This is a genomic window from Affinibrenneria salicis (assembly GCF_008710095.1).
In genome coordinates, this window is record NZ_VYKJ01000007.1 from 290,614 (window position 1) to 309,468 (window position 18,855).

Annotated in this window: 17 protein-coding genes and 4 pseudogenes; 16 read left to right on the forward strand and 5 right to left on the reverse strand. The window is 52.6% G+C overall.

The genetic code is table 11. The features are described 5' to 3' along the window. Positions 1-3 precede the first annotated feature (3 nt). Together FJU30_RS15390 and FJU30_RS15395 are read left to right on the forward strand one after the other, a co-directional pair. Positions 4-3,096: an efflux RND transporter permease subunit gene (locus FJU30_RS15390; protein ID WP_150435849.1), complete on the forward strand. Its 3,093-nt coding sequence runs from the start codon at positions 4-6 to the stop codon at positions 3,094-3,096. 6 nt (positions 3,097-3,102) lie between these two features. Further along, positions 3,103-4,521 carry an efflux transporter outer membrane subunit gene (locus FJU30_RS15395; protein ID WP_150435850.1) on the forward strand — a complete coding sequence of 473 codons (1,419 nt, stop codon included), beginning with the start codon at positions 3,103-3,105 and terminating at the stop codon, positions 4,519-4,521. Positions 4,522-4,710: 189 nt separating this feature from the next. Here FJU30_RS15395 and FJU30_RS15400 read toward each other — a convergent pair whose 3' ends face one another. Together FJU30_RS15400 and FJU30_RS15405 are read right to left on the reverse strand one after the other, a co-directional pair. After that, a complete protein-coding gene (locus tag FJU30_RS15400; RefSeq protein ID WP_263406730.1) occupies positions 4,711-5,958 on the reverse strand; it encodes a DUF3100 domain-containing protein in 1,248 nt (415 codons plus the stop codon). An 825-nt stretch (positions 5,959-6,783) separates the two neighbouring features. Further along, positions 6,784-7,005, reverse strand: coding sequence for a hypothetical protein (locus FJU30_RS15405; RefSeq protein ID WP_150435852.1), 222 nt, complete (start codon positions 7,003-7,005; stop codon positions 6,784-6,786). On the opposite strand from FJU30_RS15405, the gene FJU30_RS15410 reads away from it, so the two are divergent. Genes FJU30_RS15410 through FJU30_RS15420 form a run of 3 tightly spaced genes read left to right on the forward strand, consistent with a single transcriptional unit; the run spans position 7,004 to position 11,803 of the window. Continuing rightward, entirely contained in the window at positions 7,004-7,177 is a 174-nt protein-coding gene (locus FJU30_RS15410; protein WP_150435853.1) for a DUF1795 domain-containing protein, read from the forward strand. The genes FJU30_RS15405 and FJU30_RS15410 overlap by 2 nt on opposite strands. Before the next feature lies 1 nt (position 7,178). Next, positions 7,179-11,462 (forward strand): RHS repeat-associated core domain-containing protein, encoded by a 4,284-nt coding sequence (locus FJU30_RS15415; protein ID WP_150435854.1) that lies wholly within the window; start codon positions 7,179-7,181, stop codon positions 11,460-11,462. Further along, positions 11,459-11,803, forward strand: coding sequence for a DUF7716 domain-containing protein (locus tag FJU30_RS15420; RefSeq protein WP_150435855.1), 345 nt, complete (start codon positions 11,459-11,461; stop codon positions 11,801-11,803). Before FJU30_RS15415 ends, FJU30_RS15420 begins: the two co-directional genes overlap by 4 nt. 108 nt (positions 11,804-11,911) lie before the next feature. Here the strand turns inward: FJU30_RS15420 and FJU30_RS15425 are convergent, their stop codons facing one another. Then, on the reverse strand, positions 11,912-12,328 hold the full coding sequence (locus FJU30_RS15425) for a SymE family type I addiction module toxin (RefSeq protein WP_395858567.1): 417 nt from the start codon (positions 12,326-12,328) through the stop codon (positions 11,912-11,914). Here FJU30_RS15425 and FJU30_RS27645 point away from each other — a divergent pair. The 3 genes and pseudogenes from FJU30_RS27645 to FJU30_RS15445 form a co-directional block, all read left to right on the forward strand. After that, a pseudogene (locus FJU30_RS27645) lies at positions 12,209-13,392 on the forward strand (RHS repeat-associated core domain-containing protein); the annotation flags it as partial. The gene FJU30_RS15425 and the pseudogene FJU30_RS27645 sit on opposite strands and share 120 nt — an antisense overlap. Next, complete coding sequence (locus FJU30_RS15440) at positions 13,392-13,769, forward strand: hypothetical protein (protein WP_150435858.1); 378 nt, start codon at positions 13,392-13,394, stop codon at positions 13,767-13,769. The pseudogene FJU30_RS27645 and the gene FJU30_RS15440, both read left to right, overlap by 1 nt. 20 nt (positions 13,770-13,789) lie before the next feature. Continuing rightward, a complete protein-coding gene (locus FJU30_RS15445; RefSeq protein ID WP_150435859.1) occupies positions 13,790-14,020 on the forward strand; it encodes a hypothetical protein in 231 nt (76 codons plus the stop codon). A 96-nt stretch (positions 14,021-14,116) separates the two neighbouring features. Here FJU30_RS15445 and FJU30_RS15450 read toward each other — a convergent pair whose 3' ends face one another. Further along, positions 14,117-14,341, reverse strand: coding sequence for a SymE family type I addiction module toxin (locus FJU30_RS15450; RefSeq protein ID WP_150435860.1), 225 nt, complete (start codon positions 14,339-14,341; stop codon positions 14,117-14,119). Positions 14,342-14,463: 122 nt separating this feature from the next. Here FJU30_RS15450 and FJU30_RS27650 point away from each other — a divergent pair. Next, positions 14,464-14,554 (forward strand): annotated as a pseudogene (locus FJU30_RS27650) (RHS repeat-associated core domain-containing protein); the annotation flags it as partial. A 395-nt stretch (positions 14,555-14,949) separates the two neighbouring features. After that, positions 14,950-15,564, forward strand: coding sequence for a hypothetical protein (locus FJU30_RS15460; protein WP_150435862.1), 615 nt, complete (start codon positions 14,950-14,952; stop codon positions 15,562-15,564). Between the two features lie 50 nt (positions 15,565-15,614). On the opposite strand, the gene FJU30_RS15465 is transcribed toward FJU30_RS15460, so the two are convergent. Next, positions 15,615-15,827 (reverse strand): SymE family type I addiction module toxin, encoded by a 213-nt coding sequence (locus FJU30_RS15465; protein ID WP_317984048.1) that lies wholly within the window; start codon positions 15,825-15,827, stop codon positions 15,615-15,617. Between the two features lie 279 nt (positions 15,828-16,106). Between FJU30_RS15465 and FJU30_RS27655 the strand changes: the two are divergent. The 6 genes and pseudogenes from FJU30_RS27655 to FJU30_RS15485 all read left to right on the forward strand — a co-directional run. Next, positions 16,107-16,220 (forward strand): annotated as a pseudogene (locus FJU30_RS27655) (type IV secretion protein Rhs); the annotation flags it as partial. A 60-nt stretch (positions 16,221-16,280) separates the two neighbouring features. Continuing rightward, a complete protein-coding gene (locus FJU30_RS27225) occupies positions 16,281-16,580 on the forward strand; it encodes a hypothetical protein (protein ID WP_223881605.1) in 300 nt (99 codons plus the stop codon). Between the two features lie 10 nt (positions 16,581-16,590). Continuing rightward, positions 16,591-17,211 carry a hypothetical protein gene (locus FJU30_RS15475; protein WP_150435863.1) on the forward strand — a complete coding sequence of 207 codons (621 nt, stop codon included), beginning with the start codon at positions 16,591-16,593 and terminating at the stop codon, positions 17,209-17,211. A 358-nt stretch (positions 17,212-17,569) separates the two neighbouring features. Then, positions 17,570-17,632, forward strand: a pseudogene (locus tag FJU30_RS27230) (RHS repeat-associated core domain-containing protein); the annotation flags it as partial. A 36-nt stretch (positions 17,633-17,668) separates the two neighbouring features. Continuing rightward, complete coding sequence (locus tag FJU30_RS15480) at positions 17,669-18,040, forward strand: AHH domain-containing protein (protein WP_223881606.1); 372 nt, start codon at positions 17,669-17,671, stop codon at positions 18,038-18,040. Further along, a complete protein-coding gene (locus tag FJU30_RS15485) occupies positions 18,037-18,663 on the forward strand; it encodes an imm11 family protein (RefSeq protein ID WP_150435865.1) in 627 nt (208 codons plus the stop codon). Before FJU30_RS15480 ends, FJU30_RS15485 begins: the two co-directional genes overlap by 4 nt. Positions 18,664-18,855: the final 192 nt, after the last annotated feature.

Genomic DNA, 18,855 nt, shown 5'->3' on the forward strand with positions numbered 1-18,855 from the left:
GCTATGGTGCGGCTGTTTATCTTCCGTCCGGTCGCCACGCTGTTGCTGACGCTGTCGATCCTGCTGTTGGGCATGTTGGGTTATCGCCTGCTGCCGGTGGCGCCGCTGCCGCAGGTCGATTTCCCGACTATTATGGTGTCCGCCAGTCTGGCCGGGGCCAGCCCTGAAACCATGGCGGCCACGGTGGCGACTCCTCTGGAGCGTTCGCTGGGGCAAATCGCCGGCATCACGGAGATGACCTCGAGCAGCTCGCAAGGGTCGAGCAACATTATTCTGCAGTTCGAGCTCTCGCGCGATATCAACGGCGCGGCGCGCGACGTGCAGGCGGCGATCAACGCCGCGCGCAGCCTGTTGCCGAGCAGTATGGCCTCGCTGCCGACTTATCGTAAGGCCAACCCGTCGGACGCGCCGATCGTCATGCTGGCGCTGACCTCGGATACCCGGCCCGGCGGCGAACTGTATGACCTGGCCGACAGCCAGATCCAGCAAAAAATCGCCCAGGTACAGGGGGTCGGCCAGGTATCTCTGATGGGCAGCGCCCTGCCGGCGGTGCGCATCGATCTGCGGCCGCAGATGCTGACTCAGTTCGGCGTTTCGCTGGATAGCGTGCGCGGCGCGATCGCCAGCAGCACCACCAATTTGCCGAAAGGGATGTTGACCGGCGATCATCAGTCGTGGGTGGTGGACAGCAACGGTCAACTGGAAAAAGCGGTCCAGTATCGCAATCTGGTGGTCAGTTACCAGAACGGGCGCGCGATTCGATTGAGCGACGTCGCGACCGTTTACGATGCGGTGGAAGACAAATATAAGACCGGCTATTACAACCAGACGCCTTCGGTGATGATCGGCGTGACGCGCCAGGCGGGCGCCAATATGCTGGAAACCATCGATGCCATCAAAGCGCAATTGCCGGAGCTGCAGAAGAATCTGCCGGCCGACACCAATCTGAAACTGGTGGTCGATCGCTCCTCGACGGTACGCGCCTCGCTGTACGATACCGAAGAGACGCTGTTGATTGCGGTGCTGCTGGTGATAGCCGTCGTGTTCGTGTTCCTGCGCAACGTGCAGGCGGTGGTGATCCCGGCGCTGGCGCTGCCGATATCGCTGATTGGCACCTGCGCGGTGATGTATTTGCTGGGCTACAGCCTGGATAACTTGTCGCTGATGGCGTTGATTATCGCCACTGGTTTTGTGGTGGATGACGCCATCGTGGTGCTGGAAAACATCACGCGCTACATTGAACAGGGGTTAAGTCCGGTGCGCGCCTCGCTGAAAGGCGCGCAGGAAGTCAGCTTTACCGTGCTGTCGATGACGCTGTCGCTGGTGGCGGTGTTTATTCCGATCCTGCTGATGGGCAGCATCGTCGGGCGACTATTCCGCGAGTTCGCCGTTACGCTAACTATTTCTCTGATCATCTCAATGCTGGTTTCGCTCAGCCTGACGCCGATGCTCTGCTCGCGCCTGCTGAAGCGCAAACCCAGGGTGAGCGCGCCGCCGCACCCGCTGTATCGGTTTATCGAAAATCAACTGAATGCCCTGCTGGCGGCCTATGCGCGCGCGCTGACGTGGGTGATGCGCCATCAGCGCCTGACTCTGTTCAGCCTGCTGCTGACCGTAATGCTTAATCTGTTTCTTTACTCGGTGGTGCAGAAAGGCTTTTTCCCCAATCAGGATACCGGGTTGCTGATGGGCATGGTACGGGCCGATCAGAATGTCTCGTTCCAGGCGATGAAACCGAAGCTGCAGGCGTTCACCACGCTGATTCAGTCCGATCCGGCGGTCGAAAGCGTGATGTCGTCGATGGGCGGCGGCGCGTTCGGCTCGCGCAATTCGGCCAATTTTTTCGTCCGCCTGAAAGAGTATAACCAGCGCGACGCTACGGCGACCGAGGTCGCCAACCGCCTGAGCGCCAAAAGCCGCAGTATCGCCGGCGCGCAGATGTTTCTGATGGCGGCGCAGGATCTGCGCATCGGCGGCCGCAGCGCCAACGCCAGCTATCAGTACAGCCTGCAGGCGGACAATCTCGATATCCTGCGCGTCTGGACGCCGAAGGTGAAGGCCGCGCTGGAGCAAATACCGCAGCTGACCAGCGTCGATTCCGATGCGCAGACCGGTGGTCAGGAGGTGATGATCAACATCGATCGCGATAAGGCCACGCGGCTGGGGGTGAACGTCAGCATGCTGGATACGCTGCTGAATAACGCTTTCAGCCAGCGCCAGATCGCGACGCTCTACCACACGCTCAATCAGTACCATGTGGTGATGTCGCTGGAGGACAGCTACACGCGCGATCCGTCGGTACTCAACGAACTGCAGGTGGTAAATGACCAGGGCGAGCGCATCCCGCTTGCGGCGTTTGCGACGTTCAGCGGCGCCAACGCGCCGTTGTCGGTGGCGCATCAGGGACAATCGGCCACCAGCACCATCGCCTTCAACCTGCAGGACGGCGTTTCTCTGGAGCAGGCGCAGGCGTTGGTTAAAACCGCGATGGCGCAGATTGGTCTGCCGTCGGATATTCAGGCCGGATTCCAGGGAACGGCCAAAGCTTTTGCCGAGCTGTCGGCCTCGATGCCGTGGCTGATTCTGGCGGCGCTGGCGGCGGTGTATATCGTGTTGGGCATGCTGTATGAAAGCTATATTCATCCGCTGACCATCCTGTCGACGCTGCCGTCGGCCGGCGTCGGCGCGCTGCTGCTGTTGCTGCTGACCAATACCCAACTGACGGTGATCGCGCTGATCGGCATTTTGCTGCTGATCGGCATCGTCAAAAAGAACGCCATTATGATGATCGACTTTGCGCTGATGGCCGAGCGCCAGCAGGGTATGTCGCCGCAGCAGGCGATCACTCAGGCCTGCCTGATGCGTTTTCGTCCGATTATGATGACCACGCTGGCGGCCTTCTTCGGCGCGCTGCCGCTGGCGCTGGGCAGCGGCGGCGACGCCGATTTACGCAGTCCGCTCGGCCTGGCGATTGCCGGCGGCCTGGCGCTGAGTCAGTTACTTACGCTGTTCACCACGCCGGTGGTGTACCTCTATCTTGATCGCGTCAGCCGCGCCACTCGTCATCAGTGGCAGCGTTTGCGCCATGCTGAATAATTTGCCATGAAACTGAAAACTATCTCGTTTACTCCGCTTTTCCTTGCGCTGTTGCTCAGCGGCTGCGCTGTGGGGCCAGACTATCAGCGGCCGGCCGCTAGCGTGCCGCTGCAGTATAAAGAAGCGCGGGGCTGGCGGCCGGTCGCGCCGCAGGATCAGATTAGCAAGGGCGAGTGGTGGACGGTCTACCGCGACGCCACGCTGTCGTCGCTGCTTGAGCAGGTGAGCATTTCCAACCAGAACGTCGCGCAGTATGAAGCGCAGTACCGTCAGGCGAAAGCGCTGGCGGCCGGGTCGCGCGCCGATCTGTTTCCGACCGTCGGCGCCAGCGGATCCGGTACGCGCAGCGGCAGCCGCGCCAGCAGCAACGGCGCCAGCCAGCGCACCACCAGCAACAGTTTCTCCGCCGAGGCCAGCGCCAGCTGGGAGCTGGACCTGTGGGGCAAACTCCGGCGCACGCTGGAAGAGAACAAGGCCAGCGCGCAGGCCAGCCAGGCGGAGCTGGCCAATATCACGCTGAGCGCGCAGTCGGAGCTGGCGCAGGACTATTTCCAGTTGCGCATTATGGACCAGAAGATTGCGCTGTATCAGCAGAGCGTACAGACCTATGAACGTTATGTGCAGGTGATCAGCAATAAGTATCAGGCCGGTTCGGAGTCACGCGGCACGCTGGCTCAGGCGCAACTGCAGCTGGAGAGCGCCAGAGCGTCGGCGCTGGATTATGTCTGGCAGCGCGCGCAGTTGGAACACGCGATCGCGCTGTTGATTGGCAAAACGCCGGCGGAATTTAGTCTGGCCGCCGCGCCGTTAAGCGCCACGCTGCCGGCGATCCCGGACGCGATTCCGTCGCACCTGCTGCAGCGCCGGCCGGATATTGCCTATGCCGAGCGCAATGTGGCGGCGGCCAATGCGGCGGTAGGCGTAGCGATCGCCGGTTACTATCCCGATCTGACGCTGAGCGCCAGCGGCGGCTTTACCAGCTCCGCGCTGCATAATCTGCTTTCTCTGCCGAATCGCGTCTGGTCGCTTGGTCCGGAACTGAGCGGCACGCTGCTGGATTTCGGCGCCACCTCGGCGCAGGTGGAACAGGCGCGCGCTTCCTATGACGCCAGCGTCGCCAGCTATCGCCAGGCGGTACTTGAGGGGTTCACCGAGGTGGAGAATTATCTGGTTGAGCTGAACACGCTGCGGGAGGAACTGGCCGCGCAGCAGCGCGCCACCGATGCCGCCAGCGATTCCGCCCGCGTAACGCGTAATCAGTACGAAGCGGGAATGATCGATTATCTTGATGTCGCCACCACCGAAAATACCAGCCTGAGCCAGCAGCAGAGTCTGTTGTCGCTGCAAAGCACGCAGTGGGTGGCGAGCGTAGAATTGATTGTCGCGCTGGGCGGCGGCTGGGATGCCGCCAGTCTGACGCCGTAACGGCGCCGCCTGGCGACGTTTGTTCCCGTTAGATTCCGCGCGTCGGCGGCCGGTTGATGGCCCGGCGCCCGGCACAGCCGGCGTCGGGGAAGATTTGTCGACCGCGGCCGCAGAAACCCCGTCCCCTATGGGTTGCCGGCGAGAGGGCCTGAACCCTTGCCGCAACCCGCAGGCGAGCGGGGGGCTGGATTAGTGGAAAAATTCCGCGATTAGCGCCGCGCCGATAAAGGTGCCGAAGTTGGCGACGAATGACACCACCACAATTCTCCAGCCCAGTTTACGAAACGCCGGCAGATCTTTGGCGATAGAGAGGCCGGCAAAGGTCAGCATGGGCGTAATAATCGATAGCATGTTAATGCTGCCGGTTAATTCGGCGATCTCTTTCGCCCAGGGGCACCACGGCGAGGTGGCGTACATGGCGATAACCGAGACCCAGCAAACTGTCGGGATCTTTCCGCGCGTCAGCTTATAAACGATATCGCCCATCAGCGAGATCAGAATCATAATTAAGCAGCCGGCGATCACCGCGGATGAGAAGTGGCCGAAGGCTATCCAGTTCGCTACGGACGATAATATAGCGGTAGCGAACCAGGCAATGACCTTATCTGACCATGAAAGGCGGCCCGACGACTCTTTTACCGACTGCAACGCGTCTTCGTCATTCGCCTGCTCCACCGTGCTCCGTTTCGAGCGTTTGCCCAGAATCGGCTCCAGAACCCGGTAGGCGGTGATCGCCAGCGGGAGGGAGATAAACAGAGTGAAATAGGTGCCGAAGGTGGTGGTCAGCAGGTTAGAGGCGGCGGCCAACGCCATTACGGTTTCCGCCGTCTGCTTGTCGACCTGCGCCGCAATGGCGCCGGCCGCCGCCGCCATCATACTGCCTGAGCCAACGCCGGAAGCCATGGCGAGCGATCGCGGATCGAAGATATTCAGGCTGGTGATAAAGCCGGCGACGATAGCGATGAACAGGGCGCCGAACAGGGTTCCGGTAAGGTATTCAGCCAGAACGCCGCGTCCTTCCGCCGAGCTCATACCGTATTTTTCCCCGATAATAGCAAGGCTGGGTTCACGACCGACCGAGAAAGTGGCGCCGATCGCTTCGCGTTTGATGCCCAATAACAGAGCGACCGGCATAGCCAGCAAAACGGTGCCGACAAAGTGTCCCAGTTCCTGGAAGGCCAGCGCCCAGCCCGCCTTCGCGATAACCGGTAATGAGCCGCCCACGACGACCCCCAGTTTGGCGATAAAGATAAGCAGGGCCGGCTGAAGAATATGCGAGGCAATGACTTGTCTGCCGCGGGTTAAAGACCAGGCGGAAGACGTTTTGTAACTCGCGGTGCCTAGTATCGCACCGATAATCAAGGCCCAGATCATGGGCAATAGCACAACTTTAGCGGCCCCCAGTGGAATGGAGATTGAACCAATCAACTCTGCCACAATAAGTACGATGGCGGCCCATAAATATATGGGCAAGTAGTCTTTTAAACGACCTGGTTGATTAAGACTAAGCGTTTTCACGTGCATTTTATTTCTCTTCTCTTGTCACAAGGATTGATTAATGGCTCGTGGGAATATGTAAAGTTCTTATTGTTATAAGGCCGAGTATGTTTGATGGCGACAGGGGCAACAATATCTGAAAATGAAAATATTGTTGCGTTGAAAACAACACTGAAAACGCGGGATTGTTTGTTATCTGACTGAGAAATAAGATTAACTTATGTCATGAGCTGTAAAATAACGTTGTCGGTCAGGGCAGCGGAATCGGCTGTTTTGGCCCCTGTGCGGCGACGGTTTGGGTTGGAGGTAAATAGATTCTCCATACTTCAGGCAACGCATCTGCCGCCTGGAATATAACGAGTATGTACCCTTCATACTGCAAGCGGCGGGCAGTTGCTGTTGTTGCTCGCCCCATCAATGGCGCTCGCTCTTGCCGCGCCGCCGCCAGCGTCGTTCAAATCCGCTGCCGGCACGTTTTTCGCTCTTCCCGGTCACTTACTGCGGTAAGCGTCTGGGGATTAAGGAGAGGCTCTCCATCTTTTATCGAAGCCAGCCGCTGGCTGGACACCTTCGTTACCGACCAATTCGTCGCTGCGTCACCGCGTTATTCGGTCTTATGGCCTCACCCCTTTGGGGTCAGCGCAAGCGCTGCTTAAAAACGCTTTTGCCGTTGTTGTCCTGCCGCTCGAATTATTTTGGCTATAGCCTGATGCCCTGTTTTTTATCCCCGTAATTTCAACAGCGCGATGCTCTGTTATTTCATCCTTATTCCCCCTGAGAATATCGGTGGATAAATATCGCTAATAATTTGTTTTTTTTCGGATATTGATAGACATTGACGATTCCATAAGGTCGGCCGCGGGCAGCGTGGCTTTGGGCGTATATCGGGTAAAAATCGTTTTTCAACTGACGGACCATTGCCTGGCGTCGCAGGATATGGCAGATTTCATCCATCAGAAATACTGAAGCGAAAGGATACTGCCACATGTCTTCTTCTGACCCCCGCAGCCGTTTCAGCGAAGGCGACGTGACGCTGCCGACCGGCTACAGCGAGCGCGCCGTTCATGTGCTTATTCCCGTGGGCGGGGCGCCCGCCGCGTTATTCGTGCTTTCCCTCTATCCCCTGCAGTCCGGACTGAATCTCAGTAAAGGATACTGATATGTTTGAAGCGGCGCGCGTTGATGACCCTATCGGCCACTCTCATGCCATGGCCGGTATGATTGCCGGCACATTCGTGGGCGGTTTGCTGGCCGCCGGCGGGGGTTTTCTTGCCAGCGCCCTGTTTGTGGCCGGTCTGGCCTCCGGCTGTCTGGGTATCGGCATCGCGCTGGTGGCGTTGAGTTTTGCCGTGGGCTATGTCGCCGATAAAGCGGCCACCGCCGCGCGCGACGGCATTGCCGGGGCCGGGGCGGCCGCGATGTCGGAGAAGGGCAAGATTATTACCGGCTCGCACAATGTGTTTATCAATGGTAAAGCTGCGGCTATCGCCACGCTTAGTCAAGTGGGCTGCCGCGACCACGGCCCCTCAATGCAGATGGCGCAGGGTTCATCGAAGGTATTTATTAACGATTATCCGGCGGCGCGCGTCGCAGATAAAACCAACTGCGACGCCGGCGTAATGAGCGGCTCGGACAATGTGCGCATCGGCGGCGAGCCGGTGACCACGCTGGCGATAACGCCGGAGGTGCCGGAGTGGGTGTACAAGGCCTCCGACCTGACGATGCTGTTTGCCGGGCTGGTTGGTGTCGGCGGCGGGGTAACCAAAGCCGGCAAACTGGCGACGCTGCTGGGCCGTCTGCCTGGCATCAACAAACTGGGGCGCGTGCTATGCCGCGCCGGCACGGTGATGGTGGCCGCAGCCGCGGCGGCCATTGTAGCGCGTCCGGTGGACGTGGTCAGCGGACAGAAGTTTCTTGACGGTGAGGATGAACTAGACTTTGAGTTGCCGTCACGGCTGCCGCTGCGCTGGCAGCGTTACTGGCGCAGCGGCAACCCTGGGGACAGCGTGCTGGGCCGCGGCTGGAGCCTGCCGCACGAGTCGTGGCTGGCGCCGTATCAGGACGGGCTGGTGTGGCGCGCGCCGTCGGGCGATTATGTCAGTTTCCCTCTGGTGCCGGCGGGTTATCGCACGTACTGCGAGGCGGAGTCGCGCTGGCTGGAGCACCGGCCGGACGGCAGTTGGCAGCTGTACGGACCGGACGATGAGCGCTGGTGCTATCCGCCGCTGCGGGGCGACAGCCCATCTCGGGTGTCCCGCATCATCGATGCGACCGGCAACGCCACCGACTTTGTGCGCGATGAAGCAGGGCAACTGACGGAAGCGGTGGACAGCGCCGGCCAGCGTATCGTCTGTGAATATCGGACCGGCGACTGCGGGTCACGGCTGATCCGGGTCAGCCTGCACACGCAGGACGGCCCGCTGACGCTGGTCAGCTATGAGTACGACGATGAGGGGCAGTTGATTACGGTGACCGGCCGGGGCGGTAGCGTGGCGCGGCGCTTCGGCTGGCGCGACGGGCTGATGGTCAGCCATCAGGACGCGCTCGGACTGCTGAACGAATACCGCTGGCAGGAGATTGACGGGCTGCCGCGAGTGACCGGCTACCGCAACAGCGTCGGCGAACGGCTGGATATTGAGTATGACTTCGCCGGCGGCAGCCGCATAGCTCGGCGCGACGACGGCGCGGTGATGCGCTGGCGGGTGGAGGACGACGACACCGTGTCGTCGTACACGGCGCCGGACGGGCGGCAGTATGCGTTGCTGTACGATGACCGGGCGGACGACGAGCGGACCGGGCTGTGCGGCGTTATCCTGCCGGGCGGCGCAGTACGCCGCACCCGGTGGGACCGGTTGAACCGGCTGACGGAGGAGAGCGACGCGGCCGGGCGGAGCACGCGTTATCAGTGGTGGCGCAACAGCGACCGGCTGCTGGCGGTCACCGGACCGGACGGCGCCGGCGCGCGCAGCGACTACGACAGTCTGGGGCGGCTGACTGCACAAACCGGTCCGGCCGGCGACGTTACCCGTTACCACTACCCGGATGAGCAGGAGAGCCTGCCGGACAGCATCACCGACGCCGGGGGCGGAGTGGTGCGGCTGGAATGGAACGCCCTGGGGATGCTGACCCGTTACACCGACTGTTCGGACAGCGTGACGCGGTATGAATATGACCGCCTCGGCCAGTTGCGATCGCATATTGACGCGGAGGGGCAGGTCACCCGCTACGAATGGCGGCCTGACGGGCGTCCATCGCGCATTATCCGAGCCGACGGCAGCGACGAGTCTTTCGAATGGCAGGCGGCGCGGCTGGCGGCGTGGCGCGACCCGGCGGGCAGCGTCACCCGCTGGCAGTATAATCAACTGGGGCTGCCGGTCAGCGTCACCGATCGTATCGGCCGAACGCTGCGTTATAGCTATGATCCGCGCGGACGGCTGACACTGCTGGACAACGGCAACGGCGGCAGGTACCGGTTCGGCTATGACCCGGAAGGCCGGCTGGCGCAGGAAATCCGCCCTGATGACACGCAATACCGGCTGGAGTATGACCAACGAGGCTTTGCGGTACGGCGGCTGGAAAGCGGCAAAGCAGCCCCTGACGGTGGTTTGCCGCTGCGGGTAAAACAGTATCAGTTCGACGACGCAGGTCTGCTGACCGGTTACGCCACGGAACAGGCGACCTGGCATTACCGGCGCGACCGGGCGGGCCGGTTGAGTGAACTGACCCGTACTCCGTTGCAGTCGGGTATCCACGCCGGCATTAGTGCGGATCGCCTGCAGTTCCGCTACGACGCAGCTGGCCGGCTGGTGTCCGAACAGGGAGTGAACGGCGAACTGTTGGCTGAATACGACGCTCTGGATAACCTGACGGCGCTGACCACGCCGCAGGGCGATCGCTTGCAGTGGCTTACTTACGGCTCCGGCCACGTCAGCGCGGTGAAATTTAATCAGCAACTGGTGAGTGAATTCAGCCGTGACCGGTTGCACCGGGAGACCGCGCGCAGTCAGGGCGCTCTGACGCAACAGCGCGGCTATGACGCTCTCGGTCGCCGGGCCTGGCAGAGCAGCGGGGTGCTGAACGGCGACGGGCGGATAACCCGACCGGAGGCGGGACTGCTGTGGCGAGTATTCCGCTACACCGTCCGTGACGAGCTGGCCGGAGTGAATGACGCGCTGCGCGGCGACATTCAGTACGGCTACGATGCGCAGGGCCGGCTGCTTAGCCAGAATGAGGCGCGACAGGGCGTGCATCAACGCCTGCGTTATGACGCAGCGGACAACCTGCTGGACGAAGACAACCCGGGCCCGCTGAGTGACAACCGGCTGACGCAGTGGCAGCGGCTGTTCAGCCGTTATGACGCGTGGGGCAACCTGATAAGCCGGCGCAGCGGGTCGGACGAACAGCACTACCGGTACGATGCGGACAACCGGTTGATAGAGGCGCACGGCAGTGGTCCGCAGGGTGAGTTTGAAGCGCACTATCAGTACGATGCGGCCGGCCGTCGCATCAGCAAACGGGTGACTACCGGTCAGGGTCCGCAGCGGCGCACGCGGGAAACACGCTTTGTGTGGCAGGGCCTGCGCCTGCTGCAGGTGCTGCACGACGACGGCACGCGACGCACGTACACGTATGACCCGTCGGAGCCGTACACGCCGCTGGCGCACGTTGAGCAGACGGGGGATGCGTCGCACGGGCGGCGGTACTGGTACGGCAGCGACCTGAACGGCGCGCCGCTGGAGGTGACGGACGAAGAAGGGGCGCTGCGCTGGAGCGGTCAGTATGATGAGTTCGGTCGGGTGCGGCACCAGACGGTGGAGAGCCACGCGCTGCGCCGGGGGCAGCAGGTTATCGACCAGCCGCTGCGCTACGCCGGGCAGTATGCAGACAGTGAAACCGGTCTGCACTATAATCTGTTCAGGTATTACGACCCACAGTGCGGGCGGTTTACGACGCTGGACCCGATAGGGCTGGCGGGGGGACTGAACCTTTATCAGTATGCGCCGAATGCGTTGGGTTGGGTGGATCCGCTGGGCTTAGCAAGCCGTCAAAATAATGGGGAATATAATATATTCCATGATTACTCTCTTGATCCTAAATATAGATACTCAAGTGATAGTGTTCAATTTAATAGAGCAAACATTGACTTTATTAATAAAATGAACAGCGATCTCTCATTTAGAAGAGATATGTTGGGACGTCATCCCGCATTAGGTGATTGGTTGAAAAATCCGAATAAAGCATCAAGCCCTCCAGGTTTAACATGGCATCATCATGAAGATGTTAATAGACTGGTTTTAGTTGACCGAATAGACCATGCCGATAATCATGGTCTGTATCACCCTACCGGAAAAGGTGGGCGTGATATGTGGGGCGGAGGAGAACTTGGTCGTAGAGGTAAACTGGATGGGGTAACAGGTAAACCTAGAAGAGGAAAATGTGGATGAGTCAGTTAGAATACAGAAAGGCTTATAACTTAGATGAGTTAATATCTAAAATTATGAGTGAATATAAGCAAGATAATTTCTGTTTGTATACAAAGGAATATGAATCATCTGCTAGAGCAGATCTTATTTGTTATTTAGAAATGTACCCTGTCATTAGCGATGACGATGAGGAAATATATCCGGATTTTGTTATTAATAACTCATTGGAACTTTTTTTCTACGGAGATCAATTTTTAGATGTACTAAGGAATATATCTGTCCAGAAAGAAAATCCATCAATGGGAGATTTTATTGCAGGGTTGAATTTCTATTTAGAAAACGATAATTTCATAGATCTTTGATTTAAAAGTTATTACCCCTGATATGTAAAAATTTAAATAAAATAAAATCCGGAAGCGATCCCAAAAATCCTTCCGGCTTTATTTTATCTGTCATTCAGTTGCGGTTATTCACTGATTCATTATCCCAGCCAGATCCAGCCCGCCGGGAAAGCGGTTGAGCCAATCGGCGGCGGCGCGTTCATCGAACGGCTCCCGGCTTAATCCTTCCAGACAGTGCCACAGCTCCCGAATATCCTGCGCGGTGATGACAATGCAGCCCGGCATCACGCGCAGCTTGAGCGGCTGCCCGGAGCTGAACCCGGCTTCCTGTAGCCACTTACCGCTGATATTGATGGCGGGCGTGGAGGTGTCGCAGCTGTTGGGCCGGTAGCCGACACGCTGATAGCGCTCCAGCCAAGAAGTTATTATGGCCATCTGCTTGAAAAAGATAACGGCCGCACCCGCTGGCAGTACCGTTACGATACCGAACACCGGCTGACCGACGTCATCAGCCAGCCCCGACGCCACAATGCCCCACAGGTTCACGTCAGCTTCCGCTATGACCCGCTGGGAAGACGCATCAGCAAGACCCGCCGGCAGACGCTGCATGGCGCGCCGCACGGAAAAACCGTCACCACCCGTTTTATCTGGGAAGGCTTTCGGCTGTTGCAGGAAATTCGCGACGGCGGCCTGCCGCTGACGTATGTATACGATGACCCGGACAGCTACGCCCCGCTGGCGCGCATCGACGGCGTGGACGCGCCGGAAATCTTCTGGTTCCACTGCCAGCCCAACGGCACCCCGGAGCGGCTGACCGATGCCGAAGGGCGGCTGCGCTGGGAAGGCCAGAACGGCGCCTGGGGCAAGCTGCTGCGCGAAAGCCCGCTGCCCGACCCGGCCCCCGCTCAGAATCTGCGCATGCAGGGGCAGTATCTGGACCGCGACAAATTTTCCGGGAGAAAATTTGAACAGCGCAAAGCGCTGGCCCCGAAGGGGCGAGCCTCATGGATGAGGCGAGTATTCCCGGACTGCACTATAATCTGTTCCGCTACTACGACCCGGACTGCGGACGGTTTACCCAACCGGACCCGATAGGGTTGGCGGGTGGGATAAATCTTTATCAGTACGCGCCGAATCCACTAAGCTGGGTGGATCCGTTAGGATTAACAGGGGAAGATGTTACTACGTTCTACCATGCTGGGGATATCAAGGGAGCGATAGATCCGTCATTTGGGCTGGGTAGTAAAGATTTTGACCCTGCTGGGAAAAGTGGATTCTATGTTACTACTGATAAAGCACAGGCTCTTGAATGGGCACAAATGAGGGGGCATCCTACAGTTACCCAGTTTGATATTCCAAATTCTGAGCTTGCTAAACTTGATATTAAAGTATTTGACTCTGCAAACGGTGAATGGGCCGATTTTGTTACCCAAGGTCGCAAAGGTACTCTTTCGCATGGACATGATGGCGTCAGTGGGCCAATGTTAAGGAACTCATTCCAAGTAACAAACAGAGGTGCCATTCCTAAACCTAAAGGGACACAGCTTGCTATTTATACGAAGAAAGCAGCTGCGTTGTTTGATAGATTTAAAGTTAGAGGTTGTCGATAATGATTAATAAGGATAAGATTGTTGATGGAATTATTTTTAAAGACGAAGATGATCCTGAAGAAACAGTTATTTTTAATTTCTATACTTGGGTAGAAATGCTTAAAGCAATTATTGTTAAGTATGCAAATAAAAAAGAAGATGAGGCGGAATCAATGGTTTTATCGTCTTCATTAGTATGTAAACCCATTGATAATTATATGGCAGTATGTCTTCGTAGCCATGAGCTTGAGTATCATTGGGCAATGCTGATAGCTTATGGTGAACAGTTTTGGTTAAAAGGAGTGAGCTCTAAACAACCAGATGATTATTTAACATGGGACGAAAATTATAGAAAAAACCACAATTTAGCTAAAGAAAGTTTTGTATTTAGCGATTGATGGATTGAAAGCTGGAAATTTTGCAATTCTTTAACGATATTGTTAAATACGTTCATATAAATCCTTTAAATATAAAAGATGATAACGATCATGAGTATAGCAATGGTGATGATAAAGATGATTTAATAGAAAAACCACTATTTTATAAAACATTATTAATTGGGTATGTAATTGAGTATACTCTTTTGAAATTCTATCCTGAAAGGCTTGATGTTTATTTTAAAGCATTAAGAATACAAAAATATAATTAATATTCTTTTGAGTTAATAGATATATACAATAAACTTTAAATAACATTAAACCGGAAGCGATCTAAACGATCCTTCCGGATTTTTATTATCCGCTGCCTACAGATTAATCTCAGTCTCAATCACTATCCTTCCTCGCTCAACCGTCACCGTTATCGGCATACCAGTCATGAAGCCCGACGCTTCCAGCCAGCGGCCCTTGAGGTTAATTGCTGACGACGGGTTGGGCCTGCTGTTTTGCGGGGCGTATCCCACAATGTAGTAACGTTCTGTTTTATCTGCTTTATTTAACGCGCCGTCTGACTTAGAATGCGTCTCAGCCATAGTCAACTTTCTCATGGCCGGGCGGTAGCATGATCGATTTCCTGCACTATGACGACGATATGAAGATAATTTACAACCGTAACCGGTAGTATGATCCGAAAGTCGGATAGATTATTGCGCCTGACCCGATAGGGCTGGCGGGGGGAATTAACCTTTATCAGTATGCGCCGAATGCGTTGGGGTGGGTTGATCCATTAGGTCTTGCGAAATGCCATTTCAGTGGTAATAGAGGTAGAAATAAAGCAGTTCATGATATTGAACAAAACGGATACTCAATCGTAGCTGAAGAAGTAACCATGAGAGTTAATGGCCGTAGGATAAGGGCTGATTTTGTGGCTGTTGATGGACATGGTAATTATCACGTCTTTGAAGCTAAGCATGGAACAGGTGGTTTAACGAGAAATCAAAAAGCGTCAGGCGTATTTAATATGAATAGCCCTTCAAATACTGTAGATGGTATCGGAGGTGGAACTATTACTTCATCTTCAGGAACTGGAGGGAAATTTTCTATTGCTACAGGTAATAGAGAAATAGCTGAACGAATAGGTGAAAAGGGTAGTACGTTTGATGCGATATTCCATGTGTTAAAATATTGATATGGTGATGAAATGACAACCGAATTGCGAAAATCATTTGAATCTGAACTGCAAAGCTACTTGAGAGAGTGTTTCTCATTATCTAAGTTTATAAAAGTTGTTAGAAATGAAATAAAAATAAATGTGGCGGGTGCTGTAGGTAGAATTGGGTTCAGGTTTTTAATTAATGCGCAAGGATATGTTTTATCTGAAAGTGTATCACTGCCGGAGTTGCGTGGCTTTTACAATGAAATATCTCCACCATATAAGCCAAAGTTTACAACGAATTTTGAACTTGTAATGAACACTTCAATGGAGCATGGTTTTAAATCTTTTTCTCCTAATATGGGAGGGACAATTGATTTACCAAAAAATGAAGAAGAAAGGAGAAAGGCTTGTGAATGGATTTATACTAAAGTAAGAGATATTTATCTGCCAAGAGTCATGAACTTAATTGAACTCAAACCTGAAGTTATTGACGATGTAATTATGCATCCAGATTATTATGCGTATCCATTTTTAACTATTTTATACATTATCAAAAAGAATAATTTATCTCTGAATGATTTGAATGTGGATTCTATTCTTAGCAAAAAAATTGTTGGTAATAAATCCTTTGATAAAAGTTTATTTGATACATCTTTGTAAAAAAATAAGCCGGAAAGGTCTTCTAATATTTCCGGCTATTTTAATATTTATCAGTTGGCTGGTTCTAAACCTTGATTCCCTTGGAGCGCCACTTTAGTAGCGTTCTTCATATCACGGTTAGTTTGTTTAATCTTCCGCTGTTGCCGACGCAAGGTCTCATGCTTAAGTTCATCTACCTCATCACTGTCCAGAACCAGCACAATACAGCCGTCCGCAACAGTCAAGATGACGCCCGTTCCGGTACAAAATCCCGTTTCTGCCAGCCAGTCACCCTTAAGGTGGAGGCTGGGCTACGTGAGTAATAGCTGGTCATTTTAGTTTTACGGTTCTCGTGACGGGCGCTGGTATATCCGACCCGATAGCGGCACTGTTTGGATTAATTTTTATGTTTAACTATATGATTAAATAGTGAAATAAGTATTTTACAGATAGCTTAACTTATCAAGATGTGGCGGTAGCGTATGAACTATGACGTGGTCATTTTGGAAGGTTACAAGCGAAACCGGTAGTATGATCTGCCGATCGGTTAGATTTGTTGTCCTGACCCGATAGGGCTGGCGGGGGGAATTAACCTTTATCAGTATGCGCCGAATGCGTTGGGTTGTGTTGATCCGCTGGGCCTCGCAAAGTGTCATTTCAGTGGTAATCAAGGTAGAAATAAAGCGGCTGATGACCTTCAGCAAAATGGATATACTGTAATTGCGGAAGAACTTACCATGAAAGTTAATGGCAGTAGGGTGAGAGCTGATTTTGTGGCAGTAGATGGACATGGGAAAATTCATGTATTTGAAGCAAAACATGGGAATAGTGGATTAACGAAAAACCAAAGTAGAGCTGGTATATTTAATATGAATAATCCTTCAAATACCGTGAGTGGCATTGGTGGCGGGGTAATAATGCCATCATCAGGAACCAAAGGCACCTTTAGTGTAGCAACGTCTAATACTCAGAAATCAGGGGCATTAGGACCTAAAGGTACGCTACATGATGCAATATTCCATGTACTTAGCTATTAAGGTCTTAATTATGTCTATTGAATTGAGAAAGAATTTTGAAACTGAATTAAACAGCTATTTAAAAGAGAATCTTACTCTTACTAAGGATATGAAAATCCTAAAGAATAGAATTAACATCAATAAAACAGGAGATGTTAATGCTCAGGGTGAATTATCGTGGGGATATTTGAATAATGCAAATGGTTATTTCTTATCTCTTTCGGTTGATTCAATAGAGTTGAATGATTTTTTTAATGAAATAGCACCACCTTATAAATCAAAGTTATTCACTGATAAGACTTTCTTTATGAATACATTGATGGAAAAATTCAAGTTATTCGCAACTAAAATTGGTGGTACAGTTGATCTTCCCAGAAATGAGGAAGAAATATCTAAAACCAATGAATGGATTTTCACTAAAATAAGAGATATTTATTTGCCAAGAATAATGAATTTAATCGATCTTAAATCAGATGCCATTAATGATGTAATAGCTAACCCTAATTATTACGCCTATCCATTTTTGACTATTTTATACATAATTAAGAAAAATAACATTCCGCTATCCGATATTAACATGGGTTTTATTCTTAGTAAAAAAATCACAGGTAATAAACTCTTTGATAAAAACCTGTTAGATACATATCTATAATAATAAAATAGCCGGGTAAGGCAATTAACCCTTCCGGCTTATATTTTATTTAGCTGCCATTATTCAATCCACTAAATCAGAACGTCCCCCATCACCTTAATCGTTTTGTTATTTAACCAAGTTGCTGTCGGTCATCAGCACAATGCGCCCTCCGAAATCTTCACGGTGACGCCCTGCTCATATAATTATGATTATACTTTCTAACATGTTGATTAGGTAGTAAAATAATCCCTAACAAATAGATGAATTTATCAGGGTATGGCAGCAGCGTATGAACTATAGTACGGTATTTATGGAGCTGTATTACTAAAACTGTCACTATGACTCACGGATCGGATAAATTCTTCATCCTGACCCGATAGGGCTGGCGGGGGGACTGAATCTTTATCAGTATGCGCCGAATCCGCTGGGGTGGGTTGACCCATTTGGCCTTTCGAGCTGCACTTTAGGTCGAAATATGGGAGCAAGAACCGGTGATGGTATGGCGAATCACCACCTTATTCCTGAAGAATTAATGAAAGATAGGAATTTTAAATCTATCTTCGAACGCCTTAAAAAGATTGGTTGGGATGGTGATGGAGCCTCAAATGGTACCTTCTTACCTGGCTCAAAAGATCTTGCTAGTACAATGGGAATACCAGGCCATTGGTCTAACCATAATCAATATACAGGTGAAATAAGAAATAAATTATCCCAACTCGCAAGCCAAGCAAATAGATTGAGTGATACACAGTTGGCACTAGGGGTAAAAGAAATTCAAGACTGGGCAAGAAAAAGGCTTGCTAATAATTTATTTAGAGTAGATCCTAATACAGGTAGATTATTATGACTAATAGTGAAAGTGAATTTTTTGTTATCGAATACTCTCCTAATGATGAAGGGATACCACACTTTATGGATAAAGAGTGGGTGCCGGAATTACCTGATTATGATCTTTTTACCGCACCGCCATCGCCAGATGATTTTGCAGATGGCTATGCAGTTAAAGTAAAATCATACAAGTTAGATGGTGATTACTTCCCAAATGATAACTTAATATCATCTGATATGTTAATGTTACTCTCTGAGCTGAATGTGAAATGTATCAGTATCCCTGCTGCGGTTCAGTTATATAAGAACAAAGCTCCATCAAAAAGGTATTACTTATTTTATATTTTGAGCTACTTATCTATAATAGATGAGTCTGAATCAATATTCACTATATCAACGGATATAGAAACAGGTGAGCTTAACACACCAGAGGAAAAGGGTTTAGATAAGATCTATTATGAAAAAATAGATAAATTTAAAGTTAAGAATAATATAAAAGAACATCTTTTCTTTTGCAGAGAAATATCAAAACCCGTATGCTCATCAACATTTAAAAGTAGGTATGAGTCGCTTAAATTAAGCGGTGTAAAATTTGAGAAAATAGATGACAATTATAAATATGATGCTTGGAGTGGCTGGTAAATATTAGCAGAGCAGACAGTAAATGCACTGGAAAGATCCTCTCTGGATCTTTCCGGCTTTTCTATCGGTAATCCTCCCATTTTTAACGGAGGTCATAAGTAGAGTTTACGCAGCACGTAATATATGCTGCTTTGGTGTATATCCACCCAGTGCCATATTGGGCCTTTCGTGATTATAAAACCACTGCCATTC